Source organism: Pedobacter sp. UYP24 (assembly GCF_054057295.1).
In genome coordinates, this window is record NZ_JBSRZD010000008.1 from 179,436 (window position 1) to 195,695 (window position 16,260).

Sequence of the window (16,260 nt, forward strand, 5' to 3'; positions counted from 1 at the left end):
GTTGTTACATAAGCAAAGATAGTATATTGAATTATATTAATCAAATGATTAAATTGAATGATTTAATTTAAAGCGTGTTATTTATTTGTACATTACATTATGCTTTTTTTTGGTTAGAATTTACGTTACAGAACTTTATGAAACAACTACTTGCTTTTTTAATCGTCCTATTTAGTTTAAACTGCTTTGCCCAGAATCAATCTATAAATATTGAATTGAAGAAGCAACTAGATACAATTCTATTGACAGATCAGGGATTTAGAGAGTTCTCTGACACGGAAGTCTCCGAAAAGCGCAAAGATACATTAGCGTTATTATTAGGCTATACAAAAAGTGAAATCTCGAAACAAGGATGGAAACTTGTTCAAAGATCAGATTCGACAAATCTGGCAAAGGTTGAGCGCATTATCGCTAAATACGGTTACCCGGGAAAATCCATCGTTGGCGAACCTACAAATACAGCGGTATTCTACACTATTCAGCATTCGGGGAAAATTGACCAATATTATCCAATTATTGAAGCAGCCGGTAAAGCCGGAGAACTTCCATTTAGATTTGTAGCGATGATGCTGGACAGGAAGCTTGCCAATGAAAACAAGGAGCAGGTTTACGGCACGCAGGTTTACATGAGAACCATCAAGAATCCAAAGACTGGCAATAAAGAACCATTTGAATATGTTGTGCCGATTAAGGATCCTAAAAATGTAAATAAAAGACGCAAGGACGCTGGTTTCGACAGTACTGTAGAAGCTAATGCCAAAAGGTTGGGTATCGTTTATAAACCTTACACGCTGGAAGAGATCAAACAAATTTTGAGTACTGGCATTATTTCAAAGCTTCAGTCTTTTTAATCGCAAGGCATTGGCTATTACAGAAACAGAACTAAAACTCATGGCGGCCGCGGCGATCATGGGCGAGAGCAAAAGTCCGAAAAACGGATAGAGAATACCAGCAGCTATAGGTATACCTAATACGTTATACCCAAAAGCAAAAATTAAGTTTTGCTTTATATTTTGCATCACTTTATGACTTAAGGCTTTTGCTTTTACAATACCTTGCAAATCTCCTTTAAGTAACGTAATCTGTGCACTTTCAATAGCTACATCTGTACCCGTGCCCATTGCAATACCAATATCTGCCTGGGCCAAAGCAGGAGCATCATTAATACCATCACCTGCCATTGCCACTACTTTACCCTGAGCCTGCAGTTTTTTTATCTCTTCCAATTTATCTTGTGGTAAACACTCAGCCCTGAAATTGCTGAGTTTCAATTCGTCGGCCACCGCTTTGGCGGTATTGTGGTTGTCGCCAGTAAGCATTATCACTTCCACACCCTCCGCCATCAATTTTTGAATGGCAATTTTACTGCCGTCTTTTATTGCATCAGAGATAACCAGGAAACCCTCCAATTTGCCATCAATGGCGAAATAGGAAACCGTTTTACCTTTCTTTTGCTCAGTAATGATCATATCTTTTTGATTTTCGGAAATGCCTACATTCTTATCTTGCAACAATTTATCATTACCAATAACAATGCTTTTATTGTCTACCATTCCTACTACACCTTTACCGGAAACCGCCTCGAAATTTGAAATAGGTTTTAAAGACTGATTCTCTTTTTTTGCCTTATTTACAATCGCTTCCGCTAAAGGGTGTTCACTTTGCGCATTAATTGAAGCAGCCAGTAACAAAAGTTCATTTTCCTGATAATCTTGAAAAGCATGTATTTTTTCCAGAGATGGCTTTCCTTCTGTAATCGTACCTGTTTTATCGGTAATCAGTACATCTACTTTATTCATTTTTTCGAGTGCCTCAGCATTTTTTATCAATATGCCGTTTTGAGCACCTTTTCCAACCCCAACCATCACACTCATAGGCGTGGCTAAACCCAGCGCACACGGACAAGCTATAATCAGAACCGCTAAAGCATTAACAAAAGCATAAACATAAGATGGTTCAGGTCCGTAAAACTTCCAGACAATAAAGGTAATAACTGAAGCAGCTATAACAGTAGGCACAAAATACCTGGCAACCTTATCAGCTAACTTTTGAATAGGAGCCTTGCTTCTGCTGGCATCATTTACCATTTTAATAATCTGCGCAAGTAAAGTTTCATCGCCCACCTTCTCGGCTTTCATAACAAAAGACTTATTGCCATTTATGGTACCAGAACTCACTTTATCGTTGATATTCTTTTCTACAGGAATGGGTTCTCCCGATATCATACTTTCATCAATATTGCTGCTGCCTTCCGTAATGCTGCCATCAACAGGTATTTTATCACCTGGCTTTACCCGCAGCAAATCACCCACTTTAATATCGTGGATGGAAATTGTCTTTTCTGTACCATTCTCAACCAATATCGCCTGTGTAGGTGCCAATTTTAGTAGTTCTTTTATAGCACCACTCGTTTGGCTGTGCGCCCTGGCTTCGAGTACTTGTCCCAATAGCACCAAGGTTAAAATAACAGTTACAGCTTCAAAATACAGAAAAACACTGCCATCCATATTTTTAAACTGATCTGGAAAAATAGACGGAAAGAGCAAAGCGATCACACTAAATATAAATGCTGCACCAGCACCTATGCCAATCAGGCTAAACATATTTAGGTTCCAGGTTTTGAAAGAAGTATAGGCGCGTTGAAAAAACATCCAGGCGGCATAAAATACCACTGGTAGTGAAAGCGCAAATTGCAACCAGTTTTTAACATCCACATTAAACCAGTTGTTTATTGGGTTGTTGGGTATCATTTCGCCCATTACTAAAATCAGTAGGGGTACCGTACACACTACCGCAATCTTAAATTTTATAAGTAGCGTTTTATAGGATGCATTATCATCCTCCTTCGGTTCCATAGGCACCAGATCCATACCACAAACGGGACAGTCGCCTGGTTTATCGTACAATTTATCACCTTCACAATGCATTGGGCAGTAGTACTTTCCGCTGCTGCTAGATTTTGAAAGAGATGCCTTTGATGGGGTTGCTTCCATTTGTTCATTCAGCATTCCAATACCATAATGCCCGCCATCTTTTACTAATGCAGCTTTAAAGTCTTCCAGAGGAATGTGTTTATCCATCTCTATACTAGCTGTCTTTTCTTCAAGATTTACCTGAACTTTAGTTACACCATTAACTGTGCTTAAAGTTTTTTCAACGTGATTACTACAGCCACTGCAGGTCATGCCTGATATTTGATATTGATGTTCCATTTTCTAGCAATTGAACTACAAATCTCGACAAATAGAATAACAGGCGTGTTACACAATTATGAGTTTTATTTATAACATTTGGCCTTAGTCATCGTTCTTCAATAATTTTGTATGTTTTGTTGATCTGCCATAAATAAGTTCGTGAGTTCCGTACGTTTTATTTAGATTGCCTCTTCAAAAACCCGGTGCGTATTTAATGGCTTCATTCCCAATTCCAGAAAATGAAAATGATCGTTTAAAAGCGTTAGCTTCTTATCAGATTATGGATACACTTCCAGAGACAGATCTTGATGAGCTTACGCAACTAGCATCAGAAATTTGTCAAACACCTGTTGCCCTGGTTAGTCTTTTGGACGATCAGCGACAGTGGTTTAAAAGCTATGTAGGAGTAGATGCTAAAGAAACACCAAAAGATCAGGCTTTTTGTTCGCACGCGATACTGAATCCACAGGAAACAATGGTGATCACAGATGCACGTACTGACAAACGGTTTTCTTCTAACCCATTGGTAACTGGCGATCCAAATATTGTCTTTTATGCAGGAGTACCGCTGGTAAATAATGAAGGTTTTGCATTGGGTACCTTATGCGTAATAGACAGGATGCCAAGGCATTTAACTGAAGGTCAAATTAAGGCACTTAACATATTGGCAAAGCAAGTGCTGACTAAACTAGAGCTGCGAAGAAAGATGGTAGAGTTAGAAAAAGCAAATTTGATATTGAAGGAAAACAATGCTTTTATCCGTGATTTTGCATTAACAGCGGCGCACGACATCAAAAACCCACTTAGTTCCATGCTGATGACTTCCCAACTGTTGCGTTCTGCGCTTGAAAATGAGGATAATCCAAGGGTCTTAAGATTGGTAGATATGGGTATCAATTCTGCAAAGCGGTTAACCGAACTGGTTAATTCTATGTTGGATTATTCTTTAAAACCATCCTTATTGATGTCGGCCAATGAAGAATTCATACTTGATGACTTGTTGGTTAAGATATGCGCATTGGTAAATCCGGAGGAGAAGGCCAGTATCAATTGGGTGAAAAATGATGACACCGTCCATTGTTCAGCCATTGCTTTAGAGCAGATCTTCTTAAACCTATTAACCAACGCCATTAGGTATAACGATAAAGATCAGGTTATAATTCATATCGAGTTTATGGATTCAGCAGATTACTACCATTTTAAAGTTACCGACAATGGTATAGGCATCGCCGAAGTTGATCAAAATAAAATCTTCGAAAAACATACCACACTTAACGTTATGGATCGTTTTGAACAAGCTGGAACGGGTATAGGCCTGGCCAATGTAAAAGGGCTAATAGAAAAGCTGAGTGGGCAGATTGAAATCGAATCTGAAATAGGGAAGGGCAGTACCTTTAGTTTCATTATCAGCAAGAACCCAAAAAACGCAGAATAGATCACTGTCATATTCTTGCTGAAGTATGCTATCTACTTCCAGATCGAATTCACTTAATTTTCCTGCCTCCTTCAAGCCCATTAACCTGGCCATCATTCTGGTAAATTTTTGAAGCTCAACTAATATATAATCTCTTTGGAACATTTGTTATGTGGTTTTAATAGTCGCAATAATGATCTCCATAATTTCCTTTGCATTAGCATAAACCATGAAATGTCCGCCGCCTTTGATGACAAAATCAGGATGCGTATACTTTATGGGCAAGATATTGTCTGCCGTTCCGTGAATATGAGTAAGATTTCCAGGCCGTTCGTTATTTCTCCAGTTTAGTATACAAGACATAGCCCACTTAATAAAAGCCGGATCACTATCCAGCACCAATTGCTTTAGTAGTTTTCGTTCATCAGTGGTTTTAGCACCAAGGAATTTCAAGCCGATGGTGTTTCCAGACTTTAATAATGCCTCTGGAATAGCTCTCTGCAAAGCGATACTCCCGGCTGCTTTAAAATACCAGGGTAGGTCTTTATAAACCGGCGTGCTGGATATTAAAAAAGTATGTATAGGATACAGCTTTTTTGCAATTTCTGTGGCCAGCATTCCGCCAAATGACAATCCAACCAAGTAAAATGGGTTAGAAGTATCTATACCCAAAGAAAGACGCTCTGCATATGCTACCAAAGATTCATTGCGCAAAGCAGAAATCCAATTCAAATGAACCAATTCAAATTGTTTAGGGAAGACAAGCTTTCTAAAAGCGCGGCTATCCGCTCCAAGACCACTAACGAAATATATTTTAGTCATCATCATTCATTTCGCCAATAAAATCATCTGGCCCCAGTAGTGAAGCAATGCTTTGATCTGAAACGAGTGAAGGAAAACCCAATTGCTTATGCTCGTCGGGCATCCCAAACCTCATAAACGCGAAAAAGGTTATAAAAGCAAGGATAAATAAATTGAAAAGTAAAAGAATTAGCTTAGTCATCAATAAAGGTTTGGCAGTTAGCGTTACATTAAGGCTAATACCATCATATCTACAGTCAAAATTGCTCTTAATGGCCATGTACAGTCTTTTTATATAAGCAATAGCTTACAGGAATGGTTGGAAGTAATTTCTCCGGCTTACTAATTGTTTCTATTTGAAAGGTTTGCGATTGTGCTGAGGCATTTAAAGCCAATAAAGCAATGCAGAGTAGCGTTAATAAAGATTTGATCATAGCAATACTTGGTTAGATATGAACTATGGTGCAAAGTATTCATTTATTTCATAGGAATTGGCATTTTCTGTTACTGATCAGGTAGCTTTAATCACTTTCTATATATTCTTTTCGTAACTTTAAGTAAATCACTTGATCAAAAGGAACTTTGACCCTATCATAATGGCAAAACAGGTAATAACTGAAATTACAATCCAGGAACTCAATAGACAGAAAAATATCCTCATCGGTATTATGCTTGGTGCTGGTATCGTATTATTCTTCATAGCGGGAGGTACCTTATACATGGTATTTGAAGAAGGACGATATTATATGGTCTTAACTATTATTAGCTGCATTGCCTGTTTGATCCCGGGATTTATCGGATTGTCTGAGATCAATAAAGAATTCAGTAGGCGAGCCATGGCAAAATAACGTAACTTAAAATCACTACCAAATTTATGGTCAAATTACGCCTCATTCTGTCATTTTTCCTTTTAACGGTATGTTCTGTCAAGCTAGCAGCGAGACAAAATGTTGCGTTAAAAGACGTAGTGAAGGTGGGGTTGATTAATAGTCCTGATGGCTTTTTTGGTGATCCAACTTTGTTTCGTAAATATGAGATTACTAATGAGAATGGAAATTGGATTAGCAACAAAATTTGAATAGCACATCAAACTTCTTAGTATTTAGAAGTATTTATCAAAATATTTCATTTTAAAGTTGGTATATGTGTAAGGAATAGTAGAAGTTAGTCGAGCCAAGCAAAACAACTGGCTATTGCAATGAAGAAATCAAAAATACCAACGCCCTATATTTTAATAAAAGCATATACTGATAGCGAGTGGGACAAGTGCAACTTTGCTATTTTTCATATTACCGATGAATGGAAGAGTAATATGGAAAACCGGGTAAAACTCTTAAAGCCGCTCTTGGATACCAAAGACTTTTACAGCATGGCATTTATGGATGTAGTAGTGGGATACTTTAAGTTTAGGATAACAGGTCGTTCAAAAGTGAGTTCAAAACTTAATGCTGCTTCTGTATTTACTAATGACGAGGATTGGTGTTATGTAGATGCGAATCCTAATATGATAAAAGTTCTTACACGAACATTAAGCCAGCAGCATGCACACAAATTCGTTCTGTTAACTGATAATTCTGGTTATTATACATCCACAGGAAACCATAATGGCGAAGAATTCTGGACTGAAGACTTTAAACTCTCCACCTTTATCGATGGGCTATAAATTCCATTCTTCGTAAGAGAATGCTATTTATTTTTATGTTTCTTACCTTTTGAATGTCCTTTCCCTTTTCCTCTGGACTTCCCGGGAGCATAGTTTATGTAAGCATTCTCATCACCATTCTGTTCAGGTTGCGCATTCAGACTTTCTGCGTTGGCAATTGAATCCTGTAGCCTCTGGTTCTCCAGATTGATTGCGGCTGTATCAGTTAATTCTTTTTCCGGATTATTTAGCATCGAATAACCGCCAAATAAGACTAATAAAGCTAGTAAAATCCCTAAACCTATAACTACAGGTTTTAGTTCCCCCAAAGATTTGGGCAACCAGGTTGCAAAATGTTTTTTGTTACCTGGATTGAGGGGATCGCTACCCCTAGTTGAAGGTAAAACTTCCGAATTTCCTAAAACATTTTCTTCAGTATGCTCTAAAGCAGGAGGAGAAGAATCTACAAGGTTCAACGCACTTCCTGCTAAAATTGCAGCACTTGCCGGATTGTAAATAAAAATATCTTTTGAGGAGATGCTGTTTACAATCGCTTTATGTAAATCAATACCAGAACCGAATCTGTTTTCAGGTCGCTTTTCTAAACATTTAGCAACAACAGCAAGTAACCAACCGGGAACAAGCATTTCAAAGTCGCGTTTTTGCTGCTCCCAGTTTACAGGCAAATTTTGCTTACGTAATTCAAGGATATCAGGGGGTGCTGTTTCCATATGGGAAATCATAACCGAAATTCTTGAAGTTTCGCTTTTGTTATTTAAAGGAAAAGGAACTGATCCAGCTAACAATTCAAAAAGTATGATCCCAAAGCTGTAAATATCAGACCGCAAAAGCAGTTCTCCTTCGTTCTGTTCTGGCGCCATAAATTCTATTGCTCCAGCACGCCGTAAACTGGTTCGTCTTTGTTCCTCAGTCATGATAGACAAGCCAAAATCCAACAACATATAGTTGCCCGTCTTAATGTCAAGCTTCACATTGTTGCTTTTTATATCCCCGTGTTTAACAGATACATTATGGCAATGGGCCAACGCATTGGATATTTGTTCGGCAAATTTTATGGCCTCGCTTATGGAAAAAACCTTTTCATGAGGTGGCTGAATTAAATCCTCTAAATCCGGACCTTCAATGAATTGCATTTCAATGAACGGAAGGGACCCACTTTCTGTAATACCAGAACTTAAAATTTTAACAATATGAGGATTAGGGTTCTCATTTACCTTTTTAAGTTTAGATACCTCGTTTTGAAAGTCCCTGTAATTTTTGTCATTTACATCCTCACTGTGCAAGGGGGTGGGTAAAATTTTAACAGCGGATATCACTTCACCACGCCTGACTTTATAAACAGAGCCTTGTCCACCAGTGCTTAAAGCACCGAGATTTTCCAGCCCTTCGGTTATTGTAAATACTTTAGCCATTTGGTGTAAATATGCTCATATTAATTTCAGTAAATTACCCTTAATTGAAAACAATAGGTGAATTAATACTTTCATCTTGCTCCACTATCTTGTGTGTCATCAGGATTGTGTAAATTACCTAGCTATTTTTTCGTAATGTTGCATTATGAGCTTTTTAACAGCCGAATGGAGGAAACTGGCAATTGCCAATTATGTTATAAACCCGCAGTTATTGGAACCCTACCTTCCTGCAGGGACAGAACTAGATCTCTGGAACGGCAACTGTTATGTTAGCTTAATCGGTTTCCTATTTAAAAACACAAAGCTTCTGGGAATTCGTGTACCATTTCATTCCAATTTTGAAGAAGTTAACCTTCGCTTTTACGTGCGTTACAACGATCAGGGAACCTGGAAAAGGGGAGTGGTGTTTATCAAAGAAATAGTGCCGAAAGTTGCCCTAACCTTTATAGCCAATACCATTTATAATGAAAACTATGTCGCTACCGCGATGAAACATAGCTGGAATGAGGCAGACACCAGTCGCGAAGTTGCTTATTCCTGGAAATGTAAAGGCAAATGGCAGCACATCAGCGTGATTGCAGATAAAGAACCCCAACCAATACCTGAGCACAGCGAAATAGAATTCATTACCGAGCACTACTGGGGATACGCCAAATGTAATGCGCTTAAAACCAATCAGTATGAAGTTAGGCACCCCAGATGGGAGCATTATCCCGTAACCAGCTTTAATATCAATTCAGATTTTGAGTTGAACTACGGAAACACATTTGCATTTTTAAACCAACAGCAACCCGCTTCTGTAATGCTGGCAGAAGGATCGGTAATTTCAGTGGAGGGTAAGACTGTGCTGCGGATACCAGCCCAAATGTAACAATACGCCCCCATCCTTATCTAAAAGCCGACTAAACTATAACTGTATGGCCGGCTGGAAATTATTCCCGAAGAAGGATGATGCACAAATAAAGAAGAGCAAAAAGAAAGAATGGTTTGATGCCATTGTTTTTGCTGTTGTTGCGGCTACACTGATCAGGGTATTCTTTATCGAAGCTTATACGATTCCGAGTGGTTCAATGGAGAAATCACTTTTAATTGGCGACTACCTTTTTGTAAGTAAAGTCAATTATGGCGCCCGCATACCAAATACACCAGTTGCGTTTCCTTTTGCGCACCATACCATGCCAATTACCGGCACAAAGGCATACTGGGATGGCATTCAATTAAAATACCATAGGCTGCCTGGGCTTTCAGCTATCAAAAGGAATGATATTGTCGTATTTAATCTGCCAGTTGGCGATACCGTTGCACTGGAAAACCAGGAACCCAGTTACTATACTTTAGTGCGGCAATTTGGCTGGAAATCAATTCACAATCAATACACCATCACCAGCAGACCGGTAGATAAAAGAGAAAACATCATCAAAAGGTGTATCGGCATTTCGGGAGACGTGGTGAGCATGAAGAACGGCATCATTAGGATTAACGGTAATATATCGGCACTTGCAAATACCGGACAGATGCCTTATAAGATTCAGTTCAAAACGCCCAACGTTAATTTCGACGTGTTTACCAAGCTCGGATTTAACGTGGGTGAAATGCAACAGCTCAGTACGGATACCTACCTGGCCATAGCTACCTCAGAGATGATAGCGAATATAAAAACCCTCGATTTTATAAAAGCCGTTGAGCTAGATGTGAAAGCAAGCACAGTAGATGATGGCGATCTTTTTCCACTAGACAGCAATAGGAAATGGAACGTAGACAACTTCGGACCGGTTAAAATTCCATCGAAGGGTTGGACAGTTCAACTAGACAGCAATACCATGCCATTATATTACCGGGCAATTAGAACTTATGAAGGTAATAAAGTAGAAAAGAAAGCAGATGGCTGGTACATCAATGATCAGCGTACTTCCACCTATACCTTTAAAATGAACTATTACTGGATGATGGGGGATAACCGACACAATTCCACTGATTCACGCTACTGGGGCTTTCTACCCGAAGATCACGTGGTAGGTAAAGCACTTTTTATATGGATGAGTTGGGATAAAGATGCTTCTTTCCTACACAAAATCAGATGGGATAGATTGCTGAGAGGGATACATTAGAAAGCTGGAGGCATTTTCAAGCTTCCTCAATCTGCCTTGTCATAATTTCTATTCCTTCTTCCTGAGATGTTATATTTCCAAATTCGCGCATGGATTCCTCATCTGTATAAATACCGTTGCGATCATTCCATTGTAACCATTCGAGTATTTCGTGCCGCTTCATTTTTGCAATTTCTTGTTGAAGAGCATCACCCTTTAATTCCATTATTTTATATCTAGGGTCACGTAGTTTCCAGATATCGTTCATGTTTAAATCATTCATAATACTAAACTGGTTGGTTTTAAATTAAAAATACAACTAAATGGGGAAATATTTATAAATAATATTGCTACTTTTTTCAAATGTGTTTATAGCTCTATGAATGTTATAGAACTTTAAAATTTTTAAATTGTTATATAGACGGATTGTAATTAAAAACTAGAAAGCGTGATTAGCAAAGTTCCAAGATTCAAGAAAGACGGTAGATTTCATGCTACGTTAGAGCGAAGTAATCTAATGTCTAAAATAAGGCATAAAAATACCAAACCTGAAATGTATCTACGGCGTGCCATGTGGAATCGTAACTTACGATTCAGGATTCATGTTGATAACCTTCCAGGCAAACCAGATATTGCAATAAAAAAATATAGACTTGCAATATTTGTTGATGGTGAATTTTGGCACGGCTACAATTGGGAAAAGAAAAAAAAATCTATTAACTCAAATAGAGAATATTGGATTCCAAAAATTGAGAAAAATATTCAAAATGATATCATTATTAATGACAAATTAAGATCTATAGGATATACTGTATTCCGATTTTGGAGCTTGGATGTTTTTAAGTCTCTACCGAGATGCCTAAATCAAATTCTTCTATACATTGAATCTGCTGAACGGTTCGCTATTCCTGAAAGTTAGTGTGTTTTACTAAAAATAATAGTATTTGACTATCAATCGTTTATCTAAATCATAGAGTATTTTTGACATAATATTTGCAGATATGCTAATATGATGGTAATATTGATAATCAAATTAAATTATATGTCGATATGGAATGACAAAACCAAAAGACTCTTAAAGTCAGAGTTAGTTAAAAGAGGAATATCTAATGCAGATTTGGTATCACTACTAAAACATATAGGTGTAAATGAAACCAAAGCCAGTATCGATAGTAAGATAAGTAGGGGAACGTTCAGTGCTGTCTTTTTTCTACAATGTCTTTCTGTTATTAATTGTAACAGGGTAGAAATTGAAGGATATAGTAATTACTTGAATTTAGTAGCTGAGCCATCGGAAGATTTTTTTTACCAAAAAAAATGAGGAACAAAACCATAAAATTTATTGATCTATTTGCGGGTTTAGGAGGCATTAGATTAGGATTTGAAAAGGCATTTAACGACTTGGGATTTTCAACTTCGTGTGTTATGACTTCCGAAATAAAGCGCTATTCTTTGGAAACTCTTCACCACAATTTTAAGCATGATTACTTTGTTGGTGATATTTTCAAGGTCAATAATGAAGATGTGCCTAACTTCGATTTTCTACTTGGAGGATTTCCTTGTCAACCTTTCAGTGCCGGAGGAAAGCGACAGGGATTTCTTGATACTAGGGGAACGCTTTTCTTTGAAATTGAACGAATTCTCAGAGAAAAAAAGCCATATGGTTTTATATTAGAAAATGTCGAAGGCTTAGTTAAGCATGATTTGGAAGCAAAAGGAGACGAAATTGGTCGAACTCTTAAAACTATTATTTACAAACTAGAAGTCGAATTAGGTTATAAAGTGTCTTGGAAGGTGTTAGACTCTATTCACTTCGGAGTACCACAATCAAGAAAGAGAGTTTTCATAGTGGGAACAAAAGATATTAAAGTTGAAATGAATCATTTTGAGCCGAGATACTCCTTACTAAAAGATATTTTAGAAGAGGGTCTTCCATGTATGGAAGGTGATTTTGTAAATAAAATTCTTGCTCAATTTAATATAGAAGATCTTTTTGGAAAATCAATCAAAGATAAAAGGGGTGGTAACAACAATATCCATAGTTGGGAAATTGGCCTCAAGGGAGAGGTCTCTAAGGATCAATCAATATTACTTAGTCGACTTTTTCGTGAGAGAAGAAAGAAGCATTGGGCTGCGGAAATAGGTATCATATGGATGGATGGTATGCCGTTGACATTAACTCAGATTCAAACTTTTGCCTATCCAGATTTATTTTCTATAGATACAAATGTCGCAGATATGTTAGAAGATTTAGTAAGAAAAGGCTACTTAAAGTTTGAACATCCAAAAAAATTGGTAGAAGAAACAACGATTGAAGGTATTCGCACATTTAGAACTTACGATTATTCTAAACCTAAAGGATTTAATATAGTTTCTGGTAAACTAAGTTTTGAAATAAATAAAATCTTAGACCCTAAAGATATTGCCCCAACAATTGTAGCAACCGACGTCTCCAGACTTGCTGTGCCAGATAGGAATGGATTAAGAAGATTGACCATCAGGGAAGGATTAAGACTGTTTGGATATCCAGAATGGTATGAGATTCCTGTAAAAGAAAGTGAAGCATTTGATCTTTTGGGGAATACTGTTGCAGTACCGGTAGTCGAATTTGTGGCTAAGTCAATTGCTGAAGCCTACGCAACATATCATAATTATTTAACTTCTAATAAAATACCAGTATGCTCTTCATAATTTTTTAGCACTTGAGCAAGCCAATGTCCATTTGTATGTCTAGTTTGAGGATATTGATACCTTGTGTCATTTAGCGCTGTTAAAAATTCTTCCTTGGACCCGAATGGAGCAAATTTGGCTCTTTTTCCATACCAAATAGATGGTCTTATATTATATATTACGCTTTTTTTCTCTTGAACTTTTAGAGGATAGGTTCCGCTTGGACAGGCTAGTTCCCATATTTTTTTCAACCATACGTCCTTAATTGTTATTACGCTTCCATGCATTTCATAGGCAAAAATTAGATAATCTGAATCAAGCCGATACGAACTTGTTAAAAGAGAATTGCAAAATGAATCAAAGTTGGCAATATCAAAACCGGGACCTCTTTTCCAATCAAAAGTTTTAACTTCTAAAAGATCGATTTTTTTATTGTGCTTATTTAAATAGAAGTCGGGAAATACTTGAGAGTTTACATTTTCTTCAAACTCTACAAACTGTGTTTGCATCCACGCTTTTAACCATTCTTGAAGTAAATTACCAACAGTATCTTTTGTTTCTATCAAAATTTCCAAATCTCGAACTGTAAACTTGATTGAGGCTTGCTCACCAATAATTTTATATTCTTCAACTAGTTTGATATAAAGGTCTTGAGCTGTTAATTGCATATTTCGCGAATCTGATATTTAAAAGTTTAAACGTAATAATGCAATGATAAATATAAACGATGAAATTACATTTATTTTGATGCCATTTCACGTAAATAATTTGCAGTTTGTTTACGTTCTTGAAATAAATTTCGAATAATTGATTTCGTATTTCTATAACCTTTTTACCCAAGAATAATTAATTCAGCTATTATGGATACATTCATTTTGATTAAAGCTGTGCATTTACGGTTATCAGCTTTTTACTCACGAATTGCTAGCAAATTTCCTTCGATTCATTTAATCGAAATAAGTTAACAATTTATATGCATTTATTTACGGACGTATATTGGTAATAGCAATTAGTTTATAATTGTGATGCAAATCTAAAGAAGTAACAAGTCTATCAGGTAAATAACAATTGCGCAATTTGTCAATGTGGTTTTTGAAATCGAAGAATAAACTCATTATTAGAATAAACAAAATCATCTATTTTAGTAATTTCTTCTCCTGCTATGACCCTGATGCTACCGTTATTAAGTTTCATCATTTGATTTATCTGCCACATACCAATACCATCCCCATTTAATTTAGATTCTTTTGCAGTTTTTCCAGAAAAACCCTCCGTAAAAATCTTATCAGTTTCTTCTACGCCAATGTAAAGACTTTTCATTTTGAATCTGACATCAATAAACATCCCTTTTTCCTGAAACAAAATTTCAATGCTACTATCTGGCATCGTGTATTTTGATGCGTTCTCTATCAAATGATATAATGCCACCTGAATACTTTCATAATCAATGAGAACTTTTCCGAAAAATTCTCCAACTTTTACATAGATGCCCTTGTTTGTAAAATCAGTAAAAAATGTATGAAGTACATTCATCAAAACTTTTTGTACCGGATGATTTCTAAATTCCATTACAGCATCTTCTCTATCTAATTTTTTGTAAATTGAGAATTCAGACTTCATATGTATGTTATGCTTTGCAATTCTTAAAAACATTATGGCAGCTTTTTTTGTGTTTTTTCTTAGTTCACTTTGAATAAAATCGAGCTGCTTTTGGTAATCAGAAGTTAGAAGATCTTGTGGAACTAAATTATATATTTCCTGAATATTGTGAGCGTTTATAGATGTTAAATTATGCACCAAACGATTGACACGTTGCTGTTCAATCCGCTTCGCATCTTTCTCATATTGTTCTTTAGGGATTAGTAAATCATAATAAGCATATGATAAAGCTTCTAGTTTTTCTCTAAACAATTTTGTCGTTTTGGTCTCATCGCAACATAGAAAAGTCGTCCCACTGTTATTTAAAATCTTTCCTTGTCTTCTCTGGCCTCCATACTTTGGGCATGGGTTAATCGTTGAACCTTTGCTGGTACAATCCTTCGAACAGACAATGCACTCGGCCGCGAGGTTGTCAATAATGCGTTCACCATTTTTTGAACTTATAGAGTAATGTTTCACTGCATTCCCTTCGATAAATTCTCAACTAAATCAATGAACTGATACGGTTCTGCATTTTTAGGGAGGCAATCGTCAACCTGTCTCAGTGCTTTATGAAATCTGTCACCGAGAGTTTCTGCAGAATAGATAACTATCTTTTTCTTAGGATATTTGTTTTTGAGAGCAGTTGCTAATCCCAAACCTTGGTCTTCAAACATCGTTAAACCTACGCCATTTATATCAACAAAAATAATATCACTCTCTGTTACAATATTATTATCTAAGTCTGTTATGTCCTTTATTGCCCTAGTATTTATCCATCCTGCTCTTTTCAAAATAGACACCATTTTATAATCGGTGTGATTGTCATCAACAAATAAGATTTTTATAGTGGATTTCATTCGATTTTCACTTTGACTAACGTCTGAACCAACTGATTCATTCTCTTGATATGGCTTTGTATAGTTATTTGTAATATTGATTGGAATATTGTTAGTATTAGTTGCGTTGGAATTGTTAGTTTCAGAACCGATTAAACGCTCAATATCTTTAATGGGTTTTACACTTTTTTTTGTAAAGTTCTTATAGGCAATGATTAAACCACTACCAGATATGGCGACAGCAACAAGGTAATACCAATTCAGTGTCCAAAAATTTGGCGCAATAATTTCTGAGAATAATCTGTTCATTTAGTCTATATTATGGTTATATTTTATCATTTATAAATCTTCTAGTTGCTTTAATGATAAGATTTTTAAAGATAAGTAAATTAATCGTTAAGTGAACATATACTTTATATGCGTAACTTTCTTCAAGTTATGTCTTGCTAATAACCTGAGTTCGATTTAAAAAAGTGTTATTTGTGTTGAAGCATCAGTTTGATATTTGATTGCTGGTTTTTTCGGAAAGAAGCTATAGGCGA

At 36.5% G+C, this 16,260-nt stretch carries 18 protein-coding genes; 9 read left to right on the top strand and 9 right to left on the bottom strand.

Annotation, left to right across the window (positions count from 1 at the left end; genetic code table 11):
• Positions 1–137: 137 nt before the first annotated feature.
• Positions 138–851, top strand: a complete 714-nt coding sequence (locus ACVWYN_RS14635; protein WP_457289615.1) for a DUF6624 domain-containing protein — start codon at positions 138–140, stop codon at positions 849–851.
• Here the strand turns inward: ACVWYN_RS14635 and ACVWYN_RS14640 are convergent.
• On the bottom strand, positions 831–3,212 hold the full coding sequence (locus tag ACVWYN_RS14640; protein ID WP_457289616.1) for a heavy metal translocating P-type ATPase: 2,382 nt from the start codon (positions 3,210–3,212) through the stop codon (positions 831–833). The genes ACVWYN_RS14635 and ACVWYN_RS14640 overlap by 21 nt on opposite strands.
• A gap of 196 nt (positions 3,213–3,408) precedes the next feature.
• Here ACVWYN_RS14640 and ACVWYN_RS14645 point away from each other — a divergent pair, with 196 nt between their 5' ends.
• Positions 3,409–4,629 (top strand): GAF domain-containing sensor histidine kinase, encoded by a 1,221-nt coding sequence (locus tag ACVWYN_RS14645; protein WP_457289617.1) that lies wholly within the window; start codon positions 3,409–3,411, stop codon positions 4,627–4,629.
• Positions 4,630–4,776: 147 nt separating this feature from the next.
• On the opposite strand, the gene ACVWYN_RS14650 is transcribed toward ACVWYN_RS14645, so the two are convergent.
• From ACVWYN_RS14650 to ACVWYN_RS14660, 3 genes are read right to left on the bottom strand one after another with little or no spacing between them, the layout of a single operon-like run.
• Positions 4,777–5,436: an alpha/beta fold hydrolase gene (locus ACVWYN_RS14650; RefSeq protein WP_457289618.1), complete on the bottom strand. Its 660-nt coding sequence runs from the start codon at positions 5,434–5,436 to the stop codon at positions 4,777–4,779.
• On the bottom strand, positions 5,423–5,689 hold the full coding sequence (locus ACVWYN_RS14655; RefSeq protein WP_457289619.1) for a hypothetical protein: 267 nt from the start codon (positions 5,687–5,689) through the stop codon (positions 5,423–5,425). Before ACVWYN_RS14655 ends, ACVWYN_RS14650 begins: the two co-directional genes overlap by 14 nt.
• Positions 5,679–5,843, bottom strand: a complete 165-nt coding sequence (locus tag ACVWYN_RS14660; protein ID WP_457289620.1) for a hypothetical protein — start codon at positions 5,841–5,843, stop codon at positions 5,679–5,681. The genes ACVWYN_RS14655 and ACVWYN_RS14660 overlap by 11 nt, the downstream gene beginning before the upstream one ends.
• Positions 5,844–6,005: 162 nt before the next feature.
• Here ACVWYN_RS14660 and ACVWYN_RS14665 point away from each other — a divergent pair, with 162 nt between their 5' ends.
• Positions 6,006–6,257 (top strand): hypothetical protein, encoded by a 252-nt coding sequence (locus ACVWYN_RS14665; protein ID WP_457289621.1) that lies wholly within the window; start codon positions 6,006–6,008, stop codon positions 6,255–6,257.
• Positions 6,258–6,607: 350 nt separating this feature from the next.
• Positions 6,608–7,072: a hypothetical protein gene (locus tag ACVWYN_RS14670; RefSeq protein WP_457289622.1), complete on the top strand. Its 465-nt coding sequence runs from the start codon at positions 6,608–6,610 to the stop codon at positions 7,070–7,072.
• A 23-nt stretch (positions 7,073–7,095) separates the two neighbouring features.
• On the opposite strand, the gene ACVWYN_RS14675 is transcribed toward ACVWYN_RS14670, so the two are convergent.
• Entirely contained in the window at positions 7,096–8,484 is a 1,389-nt protein-coding gene (locus ACVWYN_RS14675) for a serine/threonine protein kinase (RefSeq protein WP_457289623.1), read from the bottom strand.
• 145 nt (positions 8,485–8,629) lie between these two features.
• Between ACVWYN_RS14675 and ACVWYN_RS14680 the strand changes: the two genes are divergently transcribed.
• The gene (locus ACVWYN_RS14680; RefSeq protein WP_457289624.1) at positions 8,630–9,355 is read left to right on the top strand and encodes a YqjF family protein; all 726 of its coding nucleotides are present in this window, start codon (positions 8,630–8,632) and stop codon (positions 9,353–9,355) included.
• A 46-nt stretch (positions 9,356–9,401) separates the two neighbouring features.
• A complete protein-coding gene (lepB, locus tag ACVWYN_RS14685; protein WP_457289625.1) occupies positions 9,402–10,592 on the top strand; it encodes a signal peptidase I in 1,191 nt (396 codons plus the stop codon).
• Positions 10,593–10,608: 16 nt separating this feature from the next.
• On the opposite strand, the gene ACVWYN_RS14690 is transcribed toward lepB, so the two are convergent.
• Positions 10,609–10,839, bottom strand: a complete 231-nt coding sequence (locus ACVWYN_RS14690) for a hypothetical protein (RefSeq protein WP_457289626.1) — start codon at positions 10,837–10,839, stop codon at positions 10,609–10,611.
• Positions 10,840–11,019: 180 nt separating this feature from the next.
• Here ACVWYN_RS14690 and ACVWYN_RS14695 point away from each other — a divergent pair, with 180 nt between their 5' ends.
• The 3 genes from ACVWYN_RS14695 to dcm all read left to right on the top strand — a co-directional run bounded on the left by ACVWYN_RS14695 (position 11,020) and on the right by dcm (position 13,262).
• Positions 11,020–11,490 (top strand): very short patch repair endonuclease, encoded by a 471-nt coding sequence (locus tag ACVWYN_RS14695; protein ID WP_457289627.1) that lies wholly within the window; start codon positions 11,020–11,022, stop codon positions 11,488–11,490.
• Positions 11,491–11,613: 123 nt separating this feature from the next.
• A complete protein-coding gene (locus ACVWYN_RS14700) occupies positions 11,614–11,892 on the top strand; it encodes a DUF6471 domain-containing protein (RefSeq protein WP_457289628.1) in 279 nt (92 codons plus the stop codon).
• Positions 11,889–13,262: a DNA (cytosine-5-)-methyltransferase gene (gene dcm / locus ACVWYN_RS14705; protein WP_457289629.1), complete on the top strand. Its 1,374-nt coding sequence runs from the start codon at positions 11,889–11,891 to the stop codon at positions 13,260–13,262. The genes ACVWYN_RS14700 and dcm overlap by 4 nt, the downstream gene beginning before the upstream one ends.
• Here dcm and ACVWYN_RS14710 read toward each other — a convergent pair.
• From ACVWYN_RS14710 to ACVWYN_RS14720, 3 genes are all read right to left on the bottom strand, one after another.
• Positions 13,223–13,909, bottom strand: coding sequence for an NgoBV family restriction endonuclease (locus ACVWYN_RS14710; RefSeq protein ID WP_457289630.1), 687 nt, complete (start codon positions 13,907–13,909; stop codon positions 13,223–13,225). The two genes, dcm and ACVWYN_RS14710, sit on opposite strands and share 40 nt — an antisense overlap.
• 412 nt (positions 13,910–14,321) lie before the next feature.
• Positions 14,322–15,152: a sensor histidine kinase gene (locus ACVWYN_RS14715; RefSeq protein ID WP_457289631.1), complete on the bottom strand. Its 831-nt coding sequence runs from the start codon at positions 15,150–15,152 to the stop codon at positions 14,322–14,324.
• Positions 15,153–15,355: 203 nt separating this feature from the next.
• The gene (locus tag ACVWYN_RS14720; protein WP_457289632.1) at positions 15,356–16,027 is read right to left on the bottom strand and encodes a hypothetical protein; all 672 of its coding nucleotides are present in this window, start codon (positions 16,025–16,027) and stop codon (positions 15,356–15,358) included.
• Positions 16,028–16,260 lie beyond the last annotated feature (233 nt).

What these genes read in the sequence shown, in the direction of transcription:
- ACVWYN_RS14635 (WP_457289615.1), top strand. Translation starts at nt 138, where the DNA reads ATGAAACAACTACTTGCTTTTTTAATCGTCCTATTTAGTTTAAACTGC.
- ACVWYN_RS14640 (WP_457289616.1), bottom strand. Translation starts at nt 3,212, where the DNA reads ATGGAACATCAATATCAAATATCAGGCATGACCTGCAGTGGCTGTAGT.
- ACVWYN_RS14645 (WP_457289617.1), top strand. Translation starts at nt 3,409, where the DNA reads ATGGCTTCATTCCCAATTCCAGAAAATGAAAATGATCGTTTAAAAGCG.
- ACVWYN_RS14650 (WP_457289618.1), bottom strand. Translation starts at nt 5,436, where the DNA reads ATGATGATGACTAAAATATATTTCGTTAGTGGTCTTGGAGCGGATAGC.
- ACVWYN_RS14655 (WP_457289619.1), bottom strand. Translation starts at nt 5,689, where the DNA reads ATGGCCATTAAGAGCAATTTTGACTGTAGATATGATGGTATTAGCCTT.
- ACVWYN_RS14660 (WP_457289620.1), bottom strand. Translation starts at nt 5,843, where the DNA reads ATGATCAAATCTTTATTAACGCTACTCTGCATTGCTTTATTGGCTTTA.
- ACVWYN_RS14665 (WP_457289621.1), top strand. Translation starts at nt 6,006, where the DNA reads ATGGCAAAACAGGTAATAACTGAAATTACAATCCAGGAACTCAATAGA.
- ACVWYN_RS14670 (WP_457289622.1), top strand. Translation starts at nt 6,608, where the DNA reads ATGAAGAAATCAAAAATACCAACGCCCTATATTTTAATAAAAGCATAT.
- ACVWYN_RS14675 (WP_457289623.1), bottom strand. Translation starts at nt 8,484, where the DNA reads ATGGCTAAAGTATTTACAATAACCGAAGGGCTGGAAAATCTCGGTGCT.
- ACVWYN_RS14680 (WP_457289624.1), top strand. Translation starts at nt 8,630, where the DNA reads ATGAGCTTTTTAACAGCCGAATGGAGGAAACTGGCAATTGCCAATTAT.
- lepB (WP_457289625.1), top strand. Translation starts at nt 9,402, where the DNA reads ATGGCCGGCTGGAAATTATTCCCGAAGAAGGATGATGCACAAATAAAG.
- ACVWYN_RS14690 (WP_457289626.1), bottom strand. Translation starts at nt 10,839, where the DNA reads ATGAACGATATCTGGAAACTACGTGACCCTAGATATAAAATAATGGAA.
- ACVWYN_RS14700 (WP_457289628.1), top strand. Translation starts at nt 11,614, where the DNA reads ATGTCGATATGGAATGACAAAACCAAAAGACTCTTAAAGTCAGAGTTA.
- dcm (WP_457289629.1), top strand. Translation starts at nt 11,889, where the DNA reads ATGAGGAACAAAACCATAAAATTTATTGATCTATTTGCGGGTTTAGGA.
- ACVWYN_RS14710 (WP_457289630.1), bottom strand. Translation starts at nt 13,909, where the DNA reads ATGCAATTAACAGCTCAAGACCTTTATATCAAACTAGTTGAAGAATAT.
- ACVWYN_RS14720 (WP_457289632.1), bottom strand. Translation starts at nt 16,027, where the DNA reads ATGAACAGATTATTCTCAGAAATTATTGCGCCAAATTTTTGGACACTG.